Raw genomic sequence first — 20,134 nt, 5'->3', positions numbered from 1 at the left:
TCAGCGTTTGTAGGTCGGCTTGACGAAGGGCAGGGCGGAGACGGTGACCGGCAGGAACTTGCCGCGCACCTCGGCGTAGACAAGGGTCCCTACGGTCGAATGGGAGACGGGCACGTAGCCCATGGCGACGGGACCTTCGACGCTGGGGCCGAAGCCGCCCGACGTGACTTCACCGATTTCGACCTTTCCCTCGGCATCGGCGTAGAGCTTGGCATGGCCGCGCACCGGCGCCTTGCCTTCCGGCTTCAGGCCGACACGACGGCGGGCGGCGCCGTTTTCGAGTTCGGAGAGGATGCGGCCGGAGCCCGGAAAGCCGCCGGCTCGGGCCCCGCCCGTGCGTCGCGCCTTCTGCATAGCCCATTCGAGCGCTGCCTCGACCGGCGAGGTGGTCGTATCGATATCGTTGCCATAAAGGCAAAGGCCGGCTTCCAGACGCAGCGAGTCACGGGCGCCGAGGCCGATCGCCTGGACGTCCGGATGTTCGAGCAACCGCATAGCGACATCTTCGGCCTTGTCGGCCGGGACGGAGATTTCGAAGCCGTCCTCGCCACTATAGCCGGAGCGCGAAACCAGGCAGGAAACGTCGTGCAGCCGGCAGTGGCGCACATCCATGAACTTCATCGCCGCGACGTCGGCCCAGAGCTCGGCGAGAACCTCGACCGCGCGCGGTCCCTGCAGCGCGATCAGGGCGCGGTTCAGAAGCGTGATGTAGCACTGGTCGCCGATGTGGGTCTGCAGATGGGCGAGATCGGCCTCCTTGCAGGCGGCGTTGACGACGACGAAAAGGTGGTCGTCGACATGGGTGATCATCAGATCGTCGAGGATGCCGCCGGTGTCGTCGGTAAAGAAGCCGTAGCGCTGGCGGCCGGCCGGGAGCCCGAGAATATCGACCGGCACCAGGCTTTCGAGCGCCAGCGCCGCATCCTCATAGCTGCCCGACTTAGCCTTCACGATGACCTGGCCCATGTGGGAGACGTCGAAGAGGCCAGCCTCGGCGCGGGTATGAAGATGTTCCTTCATAACGCCCGCCGGATATTGCACTGGCATGTCGTAACCAGCAAACGGCACCATGCGGGCGCCGAGCGAAAGATGCAGGGCATGCAGCGGGGTTTTCTTGAGGGCAGCAGTATCGTCCAAACGACGCCTCCGGGGTTTGCGCCTCTTATTAAGGCGCGGGCTCAAATCTGAAGGCGCGGCTGCGCGCTTCTCTCCTGAGCCCCCTCTGTCCCTTTGCCTGAGATTGTTATCCCTTCGGCGAGCGTTTCGAAAACGCTTCTCTCCAGAGTTCCGTCTGCCCCCTTGCTGGTCCTTTGGCCTGAGAGTTTCCGGGGCGGTTGCTCCTTCGGCACCGGTGGCAGAAGCACCGGATTCTCCCAACAGGGTTGGCCGCAATTATCCGGCGGGCGCAGCGCTTGGCAAGGCCAAATGTCGTGACCTGACAAATTTTTGTCGCCAAAGTCAGGGAAGGGCGCGATCTGCGGCAAATCTGCTTTTGCATTCGGCTGGGAAAACGGCTATCGCGACATGCTGTTGAAGGGGATCTCATGCGGCAGACAGGACTGAAAGCGACGCTCTTCCTGCGCATGCTTTGCGCCTTGGGCCTGCTTTTGCTCGGATTCGCCCATCAAGCGCCGCAGGCTGTCGCCTCCGATGGTTATGATGCCGCGGCCTACGTGCTGCCCGACGGCAGCTTTGCCTCGCTCTGCGTCACCGTGAAGGAGGCCGAAGGCAAGACTGTCGGCTTCAAGCCGAATTGCGAAGCCTGCCGGCTGTCTGCATCGGTGATCCTGCCGACGCCGGATGCGGGTTGGTGGCTCGAGCGCAAGCTCGCCTCGCTCGTCAATCCGCCAATCGAGACTGCAGCCGTTGTCACCGTCAGTACCGTCAGCCGACCGAATTCGCGTGGACCTCCCACCCTCATCTGATCTGCCTCCGCAACCTACGACGCAAAATGCCGGTTCGCCCGAAGAGGGCCGCGGCCGGCGAGGAGATATCCGATGAAAACAATCAAGACTTTAGCGCTTGCCGCGCTTCTTTCCGCAACCGCCTTCGCAGGCGCCGAGGCGCATGTCACCTTCCTCGACAAGGAGGCGAAGCTCGACAGCACCATTCTTGCGACGCTGCAGGTGCCGCACGGCTGCGATGGCAAGGCGACTACGGAAGTGCGGGTCAAACTGCCGGAAGGCTTCGTCTTCGCCAAGCCGCAGCCGAAGGCCGGCTGGGAACTCGAGGTGATCAAGGGCGATTACCAGAAGAGCTACGACAATCACGGCGACAAGGTGAAGGCGGGCGCCATCGAGATCCGCTGGAAGAACGGCAATCTTTCCGATGATTTCTACGATACCTTCGTCATCCAGGGCAAGGTGTCGGGCGTCGAAGCCGGCAGCTCGCTTGCCTTTCCGGTGACGCAGCTGTGCGGCGATAAGGTCACGGCCTGGGATCAGGTGGCCGGAGAAGGCGGCGATCCGCACGCGCTTAAAAGCCCGGCGCCGCTGCTGAAAATCGTTGCCGGTGATGATCATGGCCACGACCATGACGATATGGCCGGGATGAACATGTCCGGAATGTCCCCCATGCCCGGCATGGACATGTCGGCAGCAATGCCAGCCGGCGACACAGTCAAGGCCGGCGACCTCGAAATCTCCGGCGCCTTCGCCAAAGCGATGCTGCCCGGCCAGCCGGTCGGCGGCGGCTTTTTCACGGTGAAGAACAACGGCAAAACGGATGATCGCCTGCTCTCCATCAGCTCGCCCGCGGCGGGCGAGGTTCAGATCCACGAGATGGCTACCAAGGACAATGTCATGCGGATGCGCCAGCTGAAGGATGGCATCGCCATTGCCGCGGGCGAAACGGTCAAGCTCGAGCCCGGCGGCCTGCATTTGATGTTTCAGAAGGTGAAGACGCCATTTAAACAGGGTGACACGGTGCCGGTGACGCTGAGCTTCGAGAAAGCCGGCAAGGTCGATCTGGTGCTGCAGGTGCTGTCGGTCCAGGGCAAGTAGGGCCGGCCGATTCAGACAGAGAGCCTGCGGTTGCGATTACAGCCGCGGGCTTTCTATTGGAAGCGGCTTGTCTGTTAGACATCCTCGTAGGATTGCAGCGCCTGCCGCAGGCCTGTCTGTGGTTGCTGGTTGCCCTTTGCCATCAGGTCGAGCGCCACCTCCGTCGACTGGATGATGCTGGAGGGCTCCTCGGCCTGATCGGACGCCCCGCCGTTCAATTGCCGGTCGGCGATGCGCTTTGCATCACGCGCCGCCGTGCTCGTAGCGACGCGCTGGGGGATCCTCAGCGATTCGAAGGCAATGGCGGCGGTGTTGGCCGATATGGACAGGAGCTGCGTCATGCCGTCACGATATCCGCATGGTCTTGGTGCTATCGTAACAAAATCATTGGCATTTTACCGAGTGGCAAGAATTCGCGCGGTTCCATTGGAGTCGTCGCCGAACTGAGGTAAATCCGGCTTATGATTCAGGCTCTCCTTGTCGCGCTGGGCGGCGCAATCGGTTCCGTCCTCAGATATTATGTCGGCCAATGGGCGCTAAGGCTCATGGGGCCGGCTTTTCCCTGGGGCACTCTTGCCGTCAATGTCGTCGGCTGCTTCGTCATCGGTGTCTTCGCCGAACTGGTCGCGCGGAAGTTCAACGCATCGATGGAACTGCGCCTGCTGCTGATCACCGGCTTTCTGGGCGGCTTCACCACCTTCTCGGCTTTCTCGCTCGATGCCATCTCGCTCTTCGAGCGCGGCGAGGCTGTCGCCGGCGGCCTCTACATAGCAGCCAGCGTCGGCCTTTCGATGGCGGCCGTGTTCGCTGGCCTCGCCATCATGCGCGCTTTGGTCTGATTCCGGTTTCCGTTTTGCATGAAAATGCTCTAAGGCTGCGGCAAAGAACGCCGGCTTGGCCCGCGCTGCAATTTCCGAAAGACTATTCATGGCTGGCATAGAACATATCAAGGTTGAAGCCGACGAGGCGGGCATGCGGCTCGATCGCTGGTTCAAGGTGCATTTTCCCGGGCTGGGCTTCGGGCCGCTGCAGAAGCTGCTGCGCTCCGGCCAGATACGCGTCGACGGCGGACGGGTGAAATCGGATGCACGCGTGCAGCCCGGCCAGACGGTACGCGTGCCGCCGCTCGATGTCGACGCCAAGCTGAAAACCGGGCCGATCGCCGGCAAGGATCTCAAACATTCCACGGATTTCGACCTCCTGTCACGCATGGTGCTGCACGAGGATGACAAGGTGATCGTGCTCAACAAGCCGGCCGGCCTTGCCGTGCAGGGTGGCTCCGGCGTCGCCAGGCATATCGACCAGATGCTCGAGGCCTGGACCAGCCCGAAGGGAGAGAAGCCGCGGCTCGTCCACCGCCTCGACCGCGACACGTCAGGCGTGCTCGTCATCGCCCGCACCCGGGGTGCGGCACAGAAGCTGACCGCCGCCTTCCGGGAGCGTGATACGAAGAAGACCTACTGGTCTCTCGTGAAAGGGGTGCCGCGCAAGCGTGAGGACAAGATTTCGACCTGGCTCGTCAAGGAGCCGACCGCCGACGGCGACCGCATGCGCATCGCCAAGCATGGCGAAGACGGCGCCGATCATGCAGTGTCCTACTACCGCATCGTCGAGACGGCAGCGCAACGTCTCGCCTGGCTGGAGATGGAGCCCTATACGGGGCGCACGCACCAGCTGCGTGTCCATGCTTTGCATATCGGCCATCCGATCATCGGTGATCCCAAATATTTCGACGACGATCCGAACTGGGATTTTCCCGGCGGTATCCAGAAGCGGCTGCACCTGCACGCCCGCCATATCGATATTCCGCATCCCTCAGGCGGCCGGCTACGCGTCACCGCGCCTCTGCCGCCGCATATGGTGCAGAGCTGGAACCTGCTCGGCTTCGATGAAAATTCGGCTCCCATCCTGGACGACCAAGAATGAAACTTGCGCTTTTTGATTGCGACGGCACCTTGGTCGACAGTGCCGGGCTTATCCATGAAACCATGCGGCGCACCTTCGAGAAGTTCGGCAAGGCTGAGCCGCGATTTGAGGACACCAAGGCCATTATCGGCCTGTCGCTGGATATCGCGATCGCCCGCATGCAGGGCAAGCCGCACGTCGAGCAGGAAGACGTCGAGATGACGGCGCATTACAAATCGCTGTTTACCATCGTGCGTCAGGATCTCGACTACCGGGAGCCGCTGTTTGCCGGAATCCGCGAGATGATCGATGCGATCAGCGGCCGCGAGGATCTGCTGATCGGGGCGGTGACGGGTAAATCCCGCCGCGGTTTGAAGCTCGTAATGGACACGCACGGCTTCGACAGGCATTTCGTCGTTGCGCGCACCGCCGACGACTGCCCCTCCAAGCCGCATCCGGCCATGGTGACGGAATGTTGCGACGAAACCGGGATGAATGCCGCCGATACCATTGTCATTGGCGATGCGGTTTACGATATGCAAATGGCAAAGGCTGCCGGCGCAAAAGCGATCGGTGTTGCCTGGGGCTATGCCAGCGTGGATGAACTGATCGCCAACGGCGCCGATGCGATCGCCTATCATCCGAACGAGATATTGCGCCATTTTTCTTGAGGTGAGCCCATGCGCGATCTGCTGAACGATCTTTCCGAGGGTCTGAGCCATCCCGATCCCATCCGTCGGGCGCAGATCCAGATGAAGAAGCCGCTGCCGAAGCGTTTCTATACCAACGTGGCGGTCGCCGATCACGAGGGCAGCTTCGCGATCACGCTCGACGGCAAGTCGGTGCGCACGCCGGCACGGCAGGTTCTTGCCGTTCCCACAGAGGCGCTCGCACAGCTTGTCGCCGCCGAATGGCGTGGGCAGGGCGAGGAAATCGATCCGGTCACCATGCCGGTGACCCGGCTGGTCAACACCGCGCTCGATGGCGTGGCGACCAATACGCAGGCCATCTTCGAAGACATTCTCCGCTTTTCCTCGAGCGACCTCATCTGCTACCGCGCCGACACGCCGGAGCTGTTGGTCGAGCGCCAGAGGGAGCGTTGGGACCCGGTAATCGACTGGGCGGCCCACGATCTCGGCGCCCGTTTCATCCTCGTCGAAGGGGTGATGCCTCACGAACAGCCGCGAGAGGCGACGGCGGCCTTCGCCGTGACACTGGCGCGGCATCAGAGTCCCATGGCGCTCGCTGCCCTCCATACGGTCACGACGCTGACCGGCTCGGCGATCCTGGCGCTCGCGTTTGCCGAGGGCCGGCTGACGGCGGAGGAGGCGTGGTCGCTTGCTCATCTCGACGAAGACTGGACGATCGAGCATTGGGGACGGGACGAGGAAGCCGAGGAGCGAAGAGCCAAGCGCTTCGCCGAGTTCAAGGCGGCAGCGGATGTTTTTTTCGCCCTAAGCACCTGAAACATATTGCCTTCCCAGACATTATGGCGAAATCTGCGACTCCAACGGGGTGGTGCGGGATTTTGCGATGGATTGGCTGAGGTCGAGTTTTTGCCGGACCGTGCTCGTCTGTATTGCGCTGACGGCCTGCGGCAGCCTCTCGGCCAACAAGCCGAAGGCACCGCTCTATGATGTGCGCAGCGCTGTCGTTCTCTCCGGCCCGAACATCCCCGCCGAGCTGCTTGCCGGGATCAACGACCGCGTCAATGCCGCCATCAATGCAACGATGCGCGACACCGTGCTGCCGCGGGTGGTGCTGACAATTCGCGTGGTTTCGATTGAGAAGGGACTCGGTTTCCAAAAGGACCGCAACGTCGCCAAAATCAGGGTTGACGCGGCTTCGGTCGACGACGGCTCGGTGATTGCCGTCAGCGCCTTCGACGTAACCAGTATGGCCGCCGACCCGAAACTTGCCGACGACATCATCGCCGAGGACGTCGCTGCACGGATCCGCTCGGTTTTCTCGCTCAGCGGACGCAGCCGCTAGCGCATATCGACCGCGAGAGCGGCGAGGGGAGATCGCATGAAGGAAATTCTCGAAGAACTGGAACGCCGCCGCGGCATCGCGCGTCTCGGCGGTGGCAAGGAGCGGATCGATGCTCAGCACAAGCGCGGCAAGCTGACGGCGCGCGAGCGCATCGACCTCTTCCTCGACGAGGGCACCTTCGAAGAGTTCGACATGTTCGTGGAGCACCGCTCCACCGATTTCGGCATGGATAAGAGCCGTATCGCCGGCGACGGCGTCGTCAGCGGGTGGGGCACGGTCAACGGCCGCACGGTCTTCGTCTTCGCCAAGGACTTCACCGTCTTCGGTGGCTCGCTTTCGGAAGCGCATGCCGAGAAGATCATGAAGGTGCAGGACATGGCGCTGAAGAACCGCGCGCCGATCGTCGGCATCTACGATGCCGGCGGCGCCCGCATCCAGGAAGGGGTCGCCGCGCTTGGCGGTTATGCCGAAGTCTTCCAGCGCAATGTGCTTGCCTCGGGCGTCATTCCGCAGATCTCGGTGATCATGGGCCCCTGCGCCGGCGGCGACGTCTATTCGCCTGCGATGACCGATTTCATCTTCATGGTGCGCGACACCTCCTACATGTTCGTCACCGGTCCCGATGTGGTGAAGACCGTGACCAACGAGACGGTGACAGCTGAGGAGCTTGGCGGCGCTACGGTGCACACGACACGCTCATCGATCGCCGACGGCGCCTATGAGAATGATGTCGATACGCTGTTGCAGGTGCGCCGGCTGATCGATTTCCTGCCGCTTTCGAACACGTCGCCGTTGCCGGAGATCGAATGTTACCAATCGGTGACCGAGACCGATGCGTCGCTCGATACGCTGGTGCCGGCGAGCGCCAACAAGCCTTACGATATCAAGGAGCTGATCCGGAAGGTGGCGGACGAGGGGGATTTCTTTGAGATCCAGGAGAGCTTCGCCAAAAACATCGTCTGCGGCTTCGGCCGCGTCGAGGGCTCCACCGTCGGTTTCGTCGCCAACCAGCCGATGGTGCTGGCCGGCGTGCTCGACAGCGACGCCTCGCGCAAGGCGGCGCGCTTCGTGCGCTTCTGCGACTGCTTCAACATTCCGATCGTCACCTTCGTCGACGTGCCGGGTTTTCTGCCGGGCACGGCACAGGAATATGGCGGCCTGATCAAGCATGGCGCCAAGCTGCTCTTCGCCTACGCGGAGGCGACGGTGCCGAAGCTCACCGTCATCACCAGGAAAGCCTTTGGCGGCGCCTATGACGTGATGGCGTCAAAACATCTGCGCGGTGATTTGAATTATGCCTGGCCGACGGCGCAGATCGCCGTGATGGGCGCCAAGGGCGCGGTCGAGATCATCTTCCGCAAGGATATTGCCGATCCGGAGAAGATCGCCGCCCACACGAAAATGTACGAGGACAGGTTCCTCTCGCCCTTCGTCGCCGCTGAGCGCGGTTATATCGACGAGGTGATCATGCCGCATTCGACCCGGCGGCGGCTGGCGCGCGGCCTGAAGATGCTGCGCAACAAGGATCTCGCCAATCCTTGGAAAAAACACGACAACATCCCGCTCTGATATCTGGCCGCGTTGCCTGCTGTCGAAAAAGTGAACGGCCGTCAGCGATCCGTGTGTTCAATCGCGGCCGGGGACGGGCTAACGCTCGGCTGCAATTTCTTTAATGGAGAGGTTTAATGTCAACTTTCGAGCGTCTTTCCGCCTATCGCCCCTATGGGCTGGCCGCTCTCAGAATCATCACCGCGCTGCTGTTCATCGAGCACGGCACGATGAAGCTTTTCGGCTTTCCGGCGTCACAAATGTCAGGTTCGCTGCCGCCGCTGATGTTGTTTGCGGCCCTTCTGGAACTGGTCGGCGGCATCCTCATTCTCGTCGGCCTGCTGACGCGGCCTGTGGCCTTCCTGCTGGCGGGCGAAATGGCGGTTGCCTATTTCATGGCGCATGCACCTAATAGCTTCTTCCCGGCCGTCAACCAGGGCGACGCGGCAATCCTGTTCTGCTTCGTTTTCCTTTACCTGTTCTTCTCCGGTCCCGGCGCCCTTGCCGTCGATAACCGGAAGACGGCTTGAAATGAACATTGTTTGCGGGGCGTTTCGGCGCCCCGCAGCGTTTCGGAATCAGGCGGTGAGCTTGAGGCCGGTGATGCCGGCGACGATCAGTGCAATACAGGCAAGACGGGAGACACTTGCCCCATCGCCGAGCAGCCAAATGCCCAGGAGCACGGTGCCGACCGTGCCGATGCCGGTCCACACCGCATAAGCGGTGCCGATCGGCAGGTACTTCACCGCCAGGCCGAGCAGGACGACGCTCACCACCATGGAAATGACAGTCAGCGCCGTCGGCAGCGGCCGCGTGAAACCCTCGGTGTATTTAAGGCCGATCGCCCAGCCACATTCAAAAAGCCCAGCGAGAAAAAGCAGAAACCAGGCCATACGCCTCTCCTTGTTCAAGAGCGAGGCCGTCCCCGCGACGGTGCATCCTCAGGACGCCGCAGTCGTCTGCGATAGTGCCTATATCAGTGAGGGAACGGCTGTCTTCAAGGTAGGAATCGGCATGGCTGCCATGCCACCCGTTTCTTGCCGGCCGCCAAAGAGGTCATGACTGGCCGCCGGCCTCGGCGGAAAGGTTCTTGGCGCGGCGGCAGAGGCGGTCGAAGGTTTCGAGGAAACGCGAGCGGTCTTTCGGGCTGAAGGCGGCGTTGTAACCTTTGCTTTCCCCGGTTTCGCGCAAATGTGCACCAAGATCGCGCATGGCGCTCGCCATGCCGATATTAGTCTCGTCGAAAACACGCCCGGTCGGACCGCTGACGAAGGCGCCGGCGGCGACGCAGCGCACGGCAAGCGGCACGTCGGCGGTAACGACGACGTCGCCGGCGCTGGCGCGCTCGGCGATCCAGTTATCGGCGGCATCGAAGGCATTGGAGACGATGACGTTGTGGACCATCGGGTCGCGGGACGGGCGCAGGCCGGAATTGGCGACGAAGGTGACTTCGATGCCGTGGCGTTCGGCAACCTTCAGGATCTCCGGCTTCACCGGGCAGGCATCGGCGTCGACATAGATCATGGCGTTGTCCTCATGCCGTCTGAATGGCCGGCCGTCTGACCATATCGATATGGGGAATGCCGTCTTCCAGATATTCCTGCGACGTCCCGACAAAGCCGAAGGATTCGTAGAAGCGGCGCAGATGGGCCTGCGCTGACAAGGCAATCGGATTTGCCGGATAACGTCGCTCACAGGCGGTGATCGATTCACGCATCAATGCGTCGCCCAGACGTTTGCCGCGATGGGCAGGCGAGACGACGACGCGGCCGATCTTGGACGGGTCCTGCGGCTCATGCGGTTTGAGGATCCGCGCCGCCGCCAGGAGGTCACCGCCCTCCAGCAGTCTGAGATGCAGGGCATCGATGTCCTTGCCGTCGAGTTCCGGATAGGGACAGTTCTGCTCGACGACGAACACATCGACCCGCATTCGCAGGAGGTCGTAGAGCTCCCGCGCGGGGAGCTCATCGAGAGTCCTCAGATCGACCCGGTAGCTTGCTGCAGGCATCAATAGACCACCACGCCGCGGATGCTTTCACCCTTGTGCATCAGGTCGAAGCCCTTGTTGATGTCTTCGAGCGGCATGGTGTGGGTGATCATCGGATCGATCTGGATCTTGCCCTGCATGTACCAGTCGACGATCTTCGGCACGTCGGTGCGGCCGCGCGCGCCGCCGAAGGCGGTGCCCATCCAGTTGCGGCCGGTCACCAGCTGGAACGGACGCGTCGAGATCTCCTGGCCGGCGCCGGCCACGCCGATGATGATCGATTTGCCCCAGCCGCGATGGCTGGCCTCCAGCGCCTGGCGCATGACCTTGGTATTGCCGGTGCAGTCGAAGGTGTAGTCGGCGCCGCCGATCAGGTCGCCGCCCCGCTTGGTCATGTTGACCAGATAGGGAACGATGTCGTCGCCGACCTCCTTCGGATTGACGAAATGCGTCATGCCGAACTTCTCGCCCCAGGCCTTGCGATCCGGGTTGATATCGACGCCGATGATCATGTCGGCGCCGGCAAGCCGCAGGCCCTGAATGACGTTCAGGCCGATGCCGCCAAGGCCGAAGACGATCGCCGTCGATCCGACCTCGACCTTGGCGGTGTTGATGACGGCGCCGATGCCGGTGGTGACGCCGCAGCCGATGTAGCAGACCTTGTCGAAGGGCGCGTCGGGGTTGATCTTGGCGAGCGCGATCTCCGGCAGCACCGTGTAATTGGCGAAGGTCGAGCAGCCCATATAGTGATGGATCTTGTCCTTGCCGATCGAAAAGCGCGAGGTGCCGTCCGGCATCACGCCCTGGCCTTGGGTGGCGCGGATGGCGGTGCAGAGATTGGTCTTGCGCGACGTGCAGGAATAACACTCGCGGCATTCCGGCGTATAAAGCGGAATGACGTGGTCGCCCTTCTTGACCGAGGTCACGCCAGGGCCGACATCGACGACGACGCCGGCGCCCTCATGGCCGAGAATGGCAGGAAACAGGCCTTCCGGATCGGCGCCCGACAGGGTGAAATCGTCGGTGTGGCAGATGCCCGTCGCCTTGACCTCCACCAGCACTTCGCCGGCCTTCGGGCCGTCGAGCTGCACGGTCATCACTTCCAGCGGTTTTCCTGCCTGAACGGCTACGGCGGCGCGAACGTCCATCTTCCTATCTCCTGCTGATTTGTCGGTTCCCAACTGCTTGCATCGGCCAAGCTTGACATGGCTGGCGAGCAGGGCTCAAGCGAATTCCATGATGACGGCGTCGACGGCCAGGCTTTCGCCGGCGGCGGCATTGATCTTCGAGACGACGAGATCGCGCTCGGCGCGCAAGACGTTTTCCATCTTCATCGCCTCGACGATCGCAAGCGTCTCACCGGCCTTGACCTCCTGACCCTCGGCGACCGCGATGGACACGACCAGGCCGGGCATCGGGCAGAGCAGGAGCCTAGAGGTATCCGGCGGCAGCTTCACAGGCATCAGCCCGTCGAGTTCCGCATGGCGCGGCGAAAAGACCTTGGCGATCACCGACAGTCCCTGCCAGTCGATGCGCAGGCCGTTGAGGACGGGGCGGATCTGCGCGGCAATATCCTGGTCGCCGACTCTGCCGCTCCAGACCGGATCGCCCGGTCTCCAATCGGTGACAACGCTCCGGCTTTCGCCCTCGATCTCCATCTCCATATCGAAAGGAATAGTGACGAGGCCATCGAGCAATCTGACAGCGACGTAGCTGTCTCCTGTTTTGACCACCCAATGCTCCCGCAGTGTGGCCGATGCGGCGCGCAGGCGATCGGCGAAACGTTCGCGGCGGTTCGCTTCGATGAGCGAGGCAGACAGCGCGATTGCGGAAAGCATGGCTTCCTCCTGCCGGTCCGGCTTCATCGGCGCGAAACCGTCAGGATATTCCTCGGCAATGAAGCCAGTGGAAAGCCGGCCCTCGCGCCAGCGCGGATGTTTCATCAGCGCCGACAGGAAGGGAACATTGTGCTCGATGCCGTCGACGACGAAGCCGTCGAGCGCCCGACCCATGGCCTCGATCGCTTCGCTGCGCGTCGGCGCCCACGTGCAGAGCTTGGCGATCATCGGGTCGTAATACATCGAGATCTCGGCGCCCTCGTAGACGCCGGTATCGTTGCGGACGACAATGTTGCCGGTCCTGCCTTCGGCCGGAGGCCGGTAGCGTGTCAGGCGGCCGATCGAAGGCAGGAAGTTGCGGTATGGATCTTCGGCATAGAGCCGGCTTTCGATCGCCCAGCCGTCCAGTCTGACATCCTCCTGGCTGAAGCTGAGCGGCTCTCCCGCGGCGATGCGGATCATCTGTTCGACGAGATCAATGCCGGTGATGAGTTCGGTCACCGGATGCTCGACCTGCAGGCGGGTGTTCATTTCGAGGAAATAGAAATTGCGGTCGCGGTCGACGATGAATTCGACGGTGCCGGCGCTCTGGTAGTCGACGGCCTTCGCCAGCGCCACCGATTGTTCGCCCATAGCCTTGCGCGTTTTTTCGTCGAGGAAAGGCGAGGGCGCCTCTTCCGCCACCTTCTGGTTCCGCCGCTGGATCGAGCATTCTCGCTCGCCGAGATAGACGACCTTGCCATGCGCATCAGCCAGCACCTGGATCTCGATATGGCGCGGCTCGACGATGAACTTCTCGATGAAGACGCGGTCGTCCCCGAAGGAGCTCTTCGCCTCGGAGCGGGCGCGCTCGAAGCCGTCGCGCACCTCGGCCTCGTTCCAGGCAATGCGCATGCCCTTGCCGCCGCCGCCGGCAGACGCCTTGATCATGACCGGATAGCCGATGCCGCCAGCGATCTTTTCCGCGCGCGCGGCGTCCACGATGATGCCGAGATGGCCGGGCACGGTGGAGACGCCGGCGGCATTGGCGAACTTCTTCGATTTGATCTTGTCGCCCATCGCCATGATGGCCTTCGGCTTCGGGCCGATGAAGACGATGCCCTGCTTTTCCAGCTCGTCGCAGAAAGAGGCGCGCTCGGAGAGAAATCCGTAACCGGGATGCACCGCCTCGGCGCCGGTCGCCTTGCAGGCGGCGATGATCTTGTCGGCGATCAGGTAGCTTTCCGACGCTGCGGCGGGGCCGATATGGACGGCTTCGTCGGCCATTTCGACATGCAGCGCATCCCGATCCGCGTCCGAATAGACCGCAACGGTCGAAATGCCCATGCGGCGCGCGGTCTTGATCACGCGGCAGGCAATCTCGCCGCGATTCGCGATCAGGATTTTCTTGAACATCGAGACTCCACCCAGAAATGCGTTCCGGAGTTTTACGCATAAAACACCGGAACGCACAATTGGGCTTGGAACCGGCAGCCGGGAGACGTGAGATTAAGCCGCCTAATGTCAGGCGACGGCGGCTTCCGCGACTGATTCCTCGTCGATGATGCGCAGCCAGCGGCTGCGCCGCGGTTCCGGGCGATCGCGCAGCGTGACCGCGGCCATGATCCCAGCCCAGTGCGGATGGTTGGCGCCCGGCAGCGTTGCCTGGTCGATCTGGCGGAGGACGCCATATTCGGCCGGCGACACGGCGATCACCCCGTCTGCGGCGATGCTTCTGAAAATGCGCATCGCAAAATCGACGTCCTGGCGTGTGATGTTCTTGTGGTCGACGGCGCGCGACAGCTTATAGCCGCCGATACCGTCTGTGATCGCCAGGCGAAGCTGGTCGAGGGCAAGCGCTCTCAATTCACCCGGGATATCGGCTGAAATCTCCATGACGTGAAGAATGAGCTCGAGCTCCAGCGCCGAGTTGACGACGCCGTCGGTCGTGAACATGCGCATGATCCAGGCAACGTTGATTTCATCGAGCGAGCCCTGCGGATAGGTGTAATGGACGATGAAACCGGCGATCTGCTCTACGAAGAAAGCGTTCCACTCGGCACATTTTTCGGGACAGGAATTGTTGAGCGCCAACATTGCAACGACATCCTGGGACGTGCGGATCCCCTCGGGGAAAGCATGTTTGCGCAGCAGCACGATATCTTCGGCAGTCAGCCGATGCTTGCCGGCCACGACACAGGCCGGAAAAGCGAGACGGAATTCGCTCATGTTTTAACTCCAGGCTTCATCATGAAGCCGGAGACAGTTTTAGCGACTGCGAATTGACGATCCCTCAAGAAGGGGAGTTAACCGCCTGCTGCGCGAATCACGAAGATTTTAGCGATCGCGCCTGCAGCCGCTCTCGCCAGATGATGAAGAGGCCGGATGCGACGATGATGAAAATGCCGATCCATTTGGAGAAATTCGGGAAATCATTGAACAGCGCATAGCCGAGCACGGTGGCCGAGATGATCTCGAAATATTGGAACGGGGCAAGCAGCGACAGCGGTGCAAGCCGGAACGCTCGCACCACCACCATATGCGCATATCCCGAGATCGAGCCGAGGGCGAGAAGCAGCACAAGGCCGAGGCCGGAGGAGGGCAGGGAAATGGCGAAGTCCCCATTGCCGGCGCTGCTGCCGACGAGAAGGGCGGCCGCCATGAAGATCGTTCCGCCGATGCCCGCCGTCGTCTGCATGGTGAGCGGCGAATCAGCCTCGCCGATCGCGCGATTGAGGAAAAGATATAGCGAGAAGAGAAAGGCGCAGGCCACCGGCAGCAGCGCCTTCAGGCCGAAAATCTCATAACTCGGCTGGATGACAATCATGGCGCCGCCGAAACCGACAGCGATCGCCATCCAACGGCGCCAGCCGACATTCTCCCCGAGAAACAGGGCCGACATGGCGGTCAGCATGAAGGGTTCGACGAAATAGATGGCAAAGACGTCGGCCAGCGGCATGTATTTGACGGCGACAAAAAACAGCAGGCTCGCCGCACCGTGCAACACGCCGCGCAGCAGATTCATCCACGGCCGCTTTGCGGAAAGCGCCCTGCGTCCAAAAACAGCAAAGAGAATCGGCAGGGTGCAGGCGATCTGGAAGAAGAAGCGATAGAAGGTGACCTGACCCGGCGACATCGCTTCAAAGGTCGCCATATATTTGGCGATGGCATCCATGGTGGGCAGAATGAACATGGCGCCTGACATGATGGCCATGCCCTGCAGGGAATTTTGATGGGGCTTTGACATGGCTGCCGATTCTTGTGGGAACAGTGCCCATCAATCATGGGAAAGGCGGGCAAATCAAGCCCGTGAAACCCCGTAAACGGTCAGGCGTCATTGACCGTTTCGCCAAAAACCGTCTCGAAAGCGGCGCGCAGCCGGATGTCCACATCCGCCATCATGACGGGAAGGCCGAGATCGACGAGGCTGGTGACGCCATAGGCAGATATCCCGCAGGGCACGATGCCGCTGAAATGATCGAGATCGGGATCGACGTTGAGCGACAGGCCGTGGAAGGTCACCCATTTGCGCAGCCGGATGCCGAGGGCGGCAATCTTGTCTTCAGCCATCGTGCCGTCTGACAGCAACGGCTTTTCCGGGCGGCGAACCCAGACGCCGACACGATCCTCGCGCCGCTCGCCGCGCACGTTCATCATGTCGAGCGTACGGATGACGACCTCCTCGAGCGCGGCGACAAAGGCGCGTACATCCTGGCGCCTGCGCTTCAGGTCGAGCATGACATAGGCGACGCGCTGACCGGGTCCGTGATAGGTATATTCACCGCCGCGTCCCGTCGCAAAGACCGGAAAGCGATCCGGCTGGACGAGGTCGCCCGCATTGGCGCTGGTGCCGGCAGTATAGAGCGGCGGATGTTCCACGAGCCAGACAAGCTCGTCGCCGCCTTCTCCGATCGCCGCCACCTCGCGCTCCATCGTCTCCACCGCCGCATCATAGGCAACGAGTCCATCGGCGATGCGCCAGCGCACCGGGCGGGTGCCGAGTTTCGGGAGCATGGAGAATTCGAGATCGGTGCGAAGCATGGCCATTCCTTGCCGCCTGTCCCAAATGCCTGACGAAACAGGGGCGGCAGGAGACCTATATGGACCCGTTTTCCGGCCAATTCAAATGCCGTGAAAGGTTTTCAAAAAAACTGTCACATCGCCCTTGTGCACCCCAAATGCTTTTGCTACATGCTGCCCCGCCGACGCAAATCGGCACCTACCACGATGCGGTCGTGGCGGAATTGGTAGACGCGCAGCGTTGAGGTCGCTGTGGGGCAACCCGTGGAAGTTCGAGTCTTCTCGACCGCACCAGTTTATTTAAAAAACCCTCGTGACCATTGGTTCCACGAGGTTTTTTTACGTCTTAATTTTCCCAGATATACGCGAGAGTGCCGCGACGCATGATATCAGCGCGTCGGACAGCTGAACAGAAAAAAGGGCCGACTGCGGCCCTTTTGTCCCGACGTCTGTTATGGCCGATCAATGCATTGCGCGGCAGGCTTCTGTGCGCGAGGCGCCGCTGTCGGCACCTTTGGTATGGGAGCCGCTCGGGCCGACCATGCTATGGCACGGGGGCAGGGGCTTGATGCTTGCGGTCGCGGTCCTGTCGATCGCCGGTTTCGTCATGGCAACCGGGGCGAAGCCGTCGCTGTCATTGGTGTAATCGCTGGAATAGGCCGGAGCCTTGTGGTTGTTACTATAGTGCACGGGAGCAGGCGGCGCCATCTTGGAGGGCGCAAAGCCATCACTGTCGTTGGTATAATCATCGGAATAAGTCGGCTGAGCGAAGGCAGAGCCTGCAAGGCTGACGGCAAACAGGGATGCGGCGAGAGCAAATTTGATGCGCATGGTTCTTCTCCTCAATCTGTTGTTGCATTCAACAACATAAACCATCCCCGGCGGATAAGATTTCGCGCGTCAATTGCGGCAATATTGTGAATTGAAGCCGTCGCTTCATTGCCTTTTGTTCAAATGAAATCACGGTGTTGTCAACGAACGTGACGTTTCCGTTACGGCAGTCGCCTATTAAAATAGACTGCAGGCTACCTGCTCCTGCTACAATTGGAAATTGTTAACTTTTGGTAATGTCCGGAACCAATAGGAGGCGGCGCACCCGCCTCCTGGCGATGGTCGTGATGCGGGACTTTTCAGTCTTCGTTCGGGATATGGGCGTCAACCCCGGTCAGCTGCAGCTTGTTGCGGACATGGTGAACGCCGTCGACCGAGAGCGCGCCGAGCTCGACCTTGCGGGCAATGCCGATCGTCTCGACCGAGCCTTCGAGGGTGATGACATGACCGTCGGCATGAACCTCGATACTGTTGATATCGACCTCGGGAATGTTTTCGAGAGCGTCGTTCACCCGCGCCTCGAGCTCGTCGCTTTCGTCGCGATCGATCATACCGGCGCGTAACGAATCCTTGAGGCGATTCTCGTTGCCGTCTTGGTCTGTGCCATCGACTCGGAAACCTGTGTTGGGATCGCTGTCGAAATTTGCGGCAGTCTCGCCATACGGACGGTTTGCCGGGTCGCTGCCAGCGGTGCCATCGGCATAGGGCCAGCCGTCATCGAGATTGCGTTCTTCGAGGTCGCGATAATCTTCTTCACGGGAAAGCTCGGGGGCCTCGCGTGAAATCGGGGTCTTGTCACCGATCCTTGCCATTATAGTCGCTCCTAGTTTCTCTCGGGACAACGCCGACAGAGGCGAATGGTTCGGTGTGGCAGGCGTTTTGTCAGCCTTGGGTTTTCTCCCATTTTTTGACGAGGCGTTCGCGTTTCAGCCGCGAAAGCCGCTGCAGCCAGAAGATACCGTCGAGCTGGTCCACCTCGTGCTGGACGCAGATGGCGAGGAAACCTTCGGCGGCCTCCTCATGCATGATGCCGCCGGCATCCTGATAGCGAAAGCGGATCGCCCGTGGGCGTGTGACCTCTTCGATCGCGCCGGGCATGGAGACGCTGCCCTCGGCATGGTTCATCGTCTCCTGCGACCTCCAGGTAATCTGCGGATTGACGTAGAGGCGCACGCCGTCGGCCCGATCGAGCTCTAACACCGTCACGCGGAGGAAGACGCCGATATGGGCGGCGGTGATGCCGACGCCGGGGGCTGCGCGCATGGTCGCCAGCAGGTCGTCGGCAAGCGCGGGCAGCGACGCATCGAAGGCAGTCACCGGTTTGCAGAGGGTCTTTAGGCCCGGATGCGGATAGCGCAGGATCGGACGGATGGGCATGAAGTGGGCTCCCCTCTCTTTGAGCGGCGGGAAACTATCGCCGGCCGCAGACATTGTCATCACGAAGCACGGTTGGCGCTTTACGACAAGGAAGCTTTGAGCTAGCAGGGGCCAAGAATTCCGACCGCGGGAGCCTCGCGCGGGATTCGCTTATCCGCTTGTTGACAATGTGTTTTCGGCCGACATTTGCGAATGCGGTGCGGCAGTCGTTGAAATTCGAACCAGGTGCGAGGGCGGCAGATGACGACGACCGACACGGAAGACCGCATTCGCCGGCGCGATGACGAGGAAGCGGATATCTACGACGAGGACGGCAATGTCCGCGGCGATTTCCTGGCGCTCGTCGGTGCGGCGATTGCCGATCGCGACACGCTGTTCCTGCGCGGGAATGTCGCCCGCCTGCATGAATCCGAGATAGGCGACTTGCTCGAATCGATCCAGCCGGATCAGCGCTTGGCCCTGGTGCGGCTGCTCGGCGAAGATTTCGACATGACGGCGCTGACCGAGGTCGACGAGGCAATTCGCCGCGAAATCGTCGACCAGATGCCGAACGAGCAGATCGCGGCCGCCATCGGCGAGCTCGACTCGGACGATGCTGTTTACATTCTCGAAGATCTCGACAAGGAGGACCGGGAAGAAATCCTCGCCCAGATGCCGTTTACCGAGCGGGTGCGGCTGCGCCGGGCGCTCGACTATCCGGAAAGCTCGGCCGGACGCCGCATGCAGACCGAGTTCGTCGCCGTGCCGCCATTCTGGACGGTGGGCCAGACGATCGACTATATGCGCGACGAGGAGGATCTGCCCTATTCCTTCTCGCAGATCTTCGTCATCGATCCGACCTTCAAGCTGCTCGGCGCCGTCGATCTCGATCAGATCCTGCGCACCAAGCGGCAGACGAAGATCGAGCAGATCATGCGGGAAACCAACCATCCGGTTCCCGCCGAGATGGACCAGGAGGAGGCCGCCCAGCTCTTCGAACAGTACGACCTTCTGTCTGCTGCCGTCGTCGACGAGAACGGCCGGCTGGTTGGCGTGCTGACCATCGACGACGTCGTCGACGTCATCCACGAAGAGGCGGACGAGGACATCAAGCGCCTCGGCGGCGTCGGCGACGAAGAACTGTCGGACAACGTGATCTCGACGGCGCGGTCGCGTTTCCTCTGGCTTCTGATCAATCTCGGCACGGCGATGCTGTCGGCAAGCGTTATCGGCCTGTTCGATGCCTCGATCGAGAAAATGATCGCGCTTGCGGTGCTGATGCCGATCGTCGCCTCGATGGGCGGCAATGCCGGCACACAGACGATGACGGTGACGGTGCGCGCGCTCGCCACTCGCGATCTCGACATTTACAATGCCGGCCGCATCATCCGCAGGGAGGCCGGCGTCGGCCTTCTTAACGGGGCCGTTTTTGCGACGATCATGGGCGCGATCGCCGGAATCTGGTTTCATGACTATCAGCTTGGCGGGGTGATCGCGGCGGCGATGATCATCAATCTGATGGCGGCCGCGCTTGCCGGCATTCTGCTGCCGCTGCTGCTCGACAAGGTGGGTGCCGACCCGGCGATCGCCTCGTCGGTGTTCGTCACGACGGTGACCGACTGCACCGGATTCTTCGCCTTTCTCGGCATTGCCACCTGGTGGTTCGGCATCTGACG

23 protein-coding genes, 1 tRNA gene and 2 riboswitches are annotated in these 20,134 nt (G+C 61.7%); of the genes, 11 read left to right on the top strand and 13 right to left on the bottom strand.

The window, feature by feature from the left end:
* Positions 1–1,137: a glycine cleavage system aminomethyltransferase GcvT gene (gcvT, locus tag NMA58_RS10215; protein WP_434713220.1), complete on the bottom strand. Its 1,137-nt coding sequence runs from the start codon at positions 1,135–1,137 to the stop codon at positions 1–3.
* Positions 1,138–1,212: 75 nt separating this feature from the next.
* A riboswitch (glycine riboswitch) is annotated at positions 1,213–1,293 on the bottom strand.
* A riboswitch (glycine riboswitch) is annotated at positions 1,294–1,386 on the bottom strand.
* A 158-nt stretch (positions 1,387–1,544) separates the two neighbouring features.
* Between gcvT and NMA58_RS10210 the strand changes: the two genes are divergently transcribed.
* Together NMA58_RS10210 and NMA58_RS10205 are read left to right on the top strand one after the other, a co-directional pair.
* The gene (locus NMA58_RS10210) at positions 1,545–1,925 is read left to right on the top strand and encodes a hypothetical protein (RefSeq protein ID WP_434713219.1); all 381 of its coding nucleotides are present in this window, start codon (positions 1,545–1,547) and stop codon (positions 1,923–1,925) included.
* Between the two features lie 72 nt (positions 1,926–1,997).
* Complete coding sequence (locus NMA58_RS10205; RefSeq protein ID WP_434713218.1) at positions 1,998–3,002, top strand: copper chaperone PCu(A)C; 1,005 nt, start codon at positions 1,998–2,000, stop codon at positions 3,000–3,002.
* A gap of 74 nt (positions 3,003–3,076) precedes the next feature.
* Here the strand turns inward: NMA58_RS10205 and NMA58_RS10200 are convergent, their stop codons facing one another.
* Positions 3,077–3,343 carry a hypothetical protein gene (locus NMA58_RS10200; RefSeq protein WP_085778270.1) on the bottom strand — a complete coding sequence of 89 codons (267 nt, stop codon included), beginning with the start codon at positions 3,341–3,343 and terminating at the stop codon, positions 3,077–3,079.
* A 120-nt stretch (positions 3,344–3,463) separates the two neighbouring features.
* On the opposite strand from NMA58_RS10200, the gene crcB reads away from it, so the two are divergent.
* From crcB to NMA58_RS10165, 7 genes are all read left to right on the top strand, one after another.
* Complete coding sequence (gene crcB / locus NMA58_RS10195; protein WP_430959417.1) at positions 3,464–3,841, top strand: fluoride efflux transporter CrcB; 378 nt, start codon at positions 3,464–3,466, stop codon at positions 3,839–3,841.
* Positions 3,842–3,929: 88 nt separating this feature from the next.
* Positions 3,930–4,928: an RluA family pseudouridine synthase gene (locus NMA58_RS10190; protein ID WP_430959416.1), complete on the top strand. Its 999-nt coding sequence runs from the start codon at positions 3,930–3,932 to the stop codon at positions 4,926–4,928.
* A complete protein-coding gene (locus NMA58_RS10185) occupies positions 4,925–5,578 on the top strand; it encodes an HAD-IA family hydrolase (protein WP_434713216.1) in 654 nt (217 codons plus the stop codon). The genes NMA58_RS10190 and NMA58_RS10185 overlap by 4 nt, the downstream gene beginning before the upstream one ends.
* Positions 5,579–5,587: 9 nt before the next feature.
* The gene (locus tag NMA58_RS10180; protein WP_434713215.1) at positions 5,588–6,373 is read left to right on the top strand and encodes an ATP12 family chaperone protein; all 786 of its coding nucleotides are present in this window, start codon (positions 5,588–5,590) and stop codon (positions 6,371–6,373) included.
* 67 nt (positions 6,374–6,440) lie between these two features.
* Positions 6,441–6,899 carry a hypothetical protein gene (locus NMA58_RS10175; protein WP_434713214.1) on the top strand — a complete coding sequence of 153 codons (459 nt, stop codon included), beginning with the start codon at positions 6,441–6,443 and terminating at the stop codon, positions 6,897–6,899.
* 36 nt (positions 6,900–6,935) lie between these two features.
* Positions 6,936–8,468 (top strand): acyl-CoA carboxylase subunit beta, encoded by a 1,533-nt coding sequence (locus NMA58_RS10170; protein ID WP_434713213.1) that lies wholly within the window; start codon positions 6,936–6,938, stop codon positions 8,466–8,468.
* A gap of 116 nt (positions 8,469–8,584) precedes the next feature.
* A complete protein-coding gene (locus NMA58_RS10165) occupies positions 8,585–8,977 on the top strand; it encodes a DoxX family protein (RefSeq protein ID WP_097599300.1) in 393 nt (130 codons plus the stop codon).
* Between the two features lie 48 nt (positions 8,978–9,025).
* Here the strand turns inward: NMA58_RS10165 and sugE are convergent, their stop codons facing one another.
* The 8 genes from sugE to lipB form a co-directional block, all read right to left on the bottom strand.
* A complete protein-coding gene (sugE, locus tag NMA58_RS10160; RefSeq protein WP_097599301.1) occupies positions 9,026–9,340 on the bottom strand; it encodes a quaternary ammonium compound efflux SMR transporter SugE in 315 nt (104 codons plus the stop codon).
* Positions 9,341–9,503: 163 nt separating this feature from the next.
* Complete coding sequence (locus NMA58_RS10155) at positions 9,504–9,971, bottom strand: YaiI/YqxD family protein (protein WP_097599302.1); 468 nt, start codon at positions 9,969–9,971, stop codon at positions 9,504–9,506.
* A 10-nt stretch (positions 9,972–9,981) separates the two neighbouring features.
* On the bottom strand, positions 9,982–10,455 hold the full coding sequence (locus NMA58_RS10150; RefSeq protein ID WP_097599303.1) for a GNAT family N-acetyltransferase: 474 nt from the start codon (positions 10,453–10,455) through the stop codon (positions 9,982–9,984).
* Positions 10,455–11,582 (bottom strand): S-(hydroxymethyl)glutathione dehydrogenase/class III alcohol dehydrogenase, encoded by a 1,128-nt coding sequence (locus NMA58_RS10145; protein WP_434713211.1) that lies wholly within the window; start codon positions 11,580–11,582, stop codon positions 10,455–10,457. Before NMA58_RS10145 ends, NMA58_RS10150 begins: the two co-directional genes overlap by 1 nt.
* 75 nt (positions 11,583–11,657) lie before the next feature.
* Positions 11,658–13,667 (bottom strand): acetyl-CoA carboxylase biotin carboxylase subunit, encoded by a 2,010-nt coding sequence (locus tag NMA58_RS10140; RefSeq protein ID WP_434713210.1) that lies wholly within the window; start codon positions 13,665–13,667, stop codon positions 11,658–11,660.
* Positions 13,668–13,775: 108 nt separating this feature from the next.
* Positions 13,776–14,480, bottom strand: coding sequence for a hypothetical protein (locus NMA58_RS10135; RefSeq protein ID WP_434713209.1), 705 nt, complete (start codon positions 14,478–14,480; stop codon positions 13,776–13,778).
* Between the two features lie 97 nt (positions 14,481–14,577).
* A complete protein-coding gene (locus NMA58_RS10130; protein WP_434713207.1) occupies positions 14,578–15,498 on the bottom strand; it encodes a DMT family transporter in 921 nt (306 codons plus the stop codon).
* A gap of 80 nt (positions 15,499–15,578) precedes the next feature.
* Positions 15,579–16,298 (bottom strand): lipoyl(octanoyl) transferase LipB, encoded by a 720-nt coding sequence (gene lipB / locus NMA58_RS10125; protein ID WP_434713206.1) that lies wholly within the window; start codon positions 16,296–16,298, stop codon positions 15,579–15,581.
* Positions 16,299–16,480: 182 nt separating this feature from the next.
* Here lipB and NMA58_RS10120 point away from each other — a divergent pair.
* A tRNA-Leu gene (locus NMA58_RS10120) sits at positions 16,481–16,565 on the top strand.
* Positions 16,566–16,733: 168 nt separating this feature from the next.
* On the opposite strand, the gene NMA58_RS10115 is transcribed toward NMA58_RS10120, so the two are convergent.
* From NMA58_RS10115 to NMA58_RS10105, 3 genes are all read right to left on the bottom strand, one after another.
* Positions 16,734–17,102, bottom strand: coding sequence for a hypothetical protein (locus NMA58_RS10115; protein WP_430959407.1), 369 nt, complete (start codon positions 17,100–17,102; stop codon positions 16,734–16,736).
* A 299-nt stretch (positions 17,103–17,401) separates the two neighbouring features.
* Positions 17,402–17,914, bottom strand: coding sequence for a BON domain-containing protein (locus tag NMA58_RS10110; RefSeq protein ID WP_085778253.1), 513 nt, complete (start codon positions 17,912–17,914; stop codon positions 17,402–17,404).
* A gap of 70 nt (positions 17,915–17,984) precedes the next feature.
* Positions 17,985–18,479, bottom strand: coding sequence for a peptide deformylase (locus NMA58_RS10105; protein ID WP_434713205.1), 495 nt, complete (start codon positions 18,477–18,479; stop codon positions 17,985–17,987).
* Between the two features lie 240 nt (positions 18,480–18,719).
* On the opposite strand from NMA58_RS10105, the gene mgtE reads away from it, so the two are divergent.
* Entirely contained in the window at positions 18,720–20,132 is a 1,413-nt protein-coding gene (gene mgtE / locus NMA58_RS10100; protein ID WP_085778252.1) for a magnesium transporter, read from the top strand.
* Positions 20,133–20,134 lie beyond the last annotated feature (2 nt).

This window comes from Rhizobium sp. YTUHZ045, assembly GCF_051124255.1.
Lineage (GTDB): Bacteria > Pseudomonadota > Alphaproteobacteria > Rhizobiales > Rhizobiaceae > Rhizobium.
Note: the sequence above shows the minus strand (reverse complement) of the source record. Positions and strands in the feature narration are given on the sequence as shown.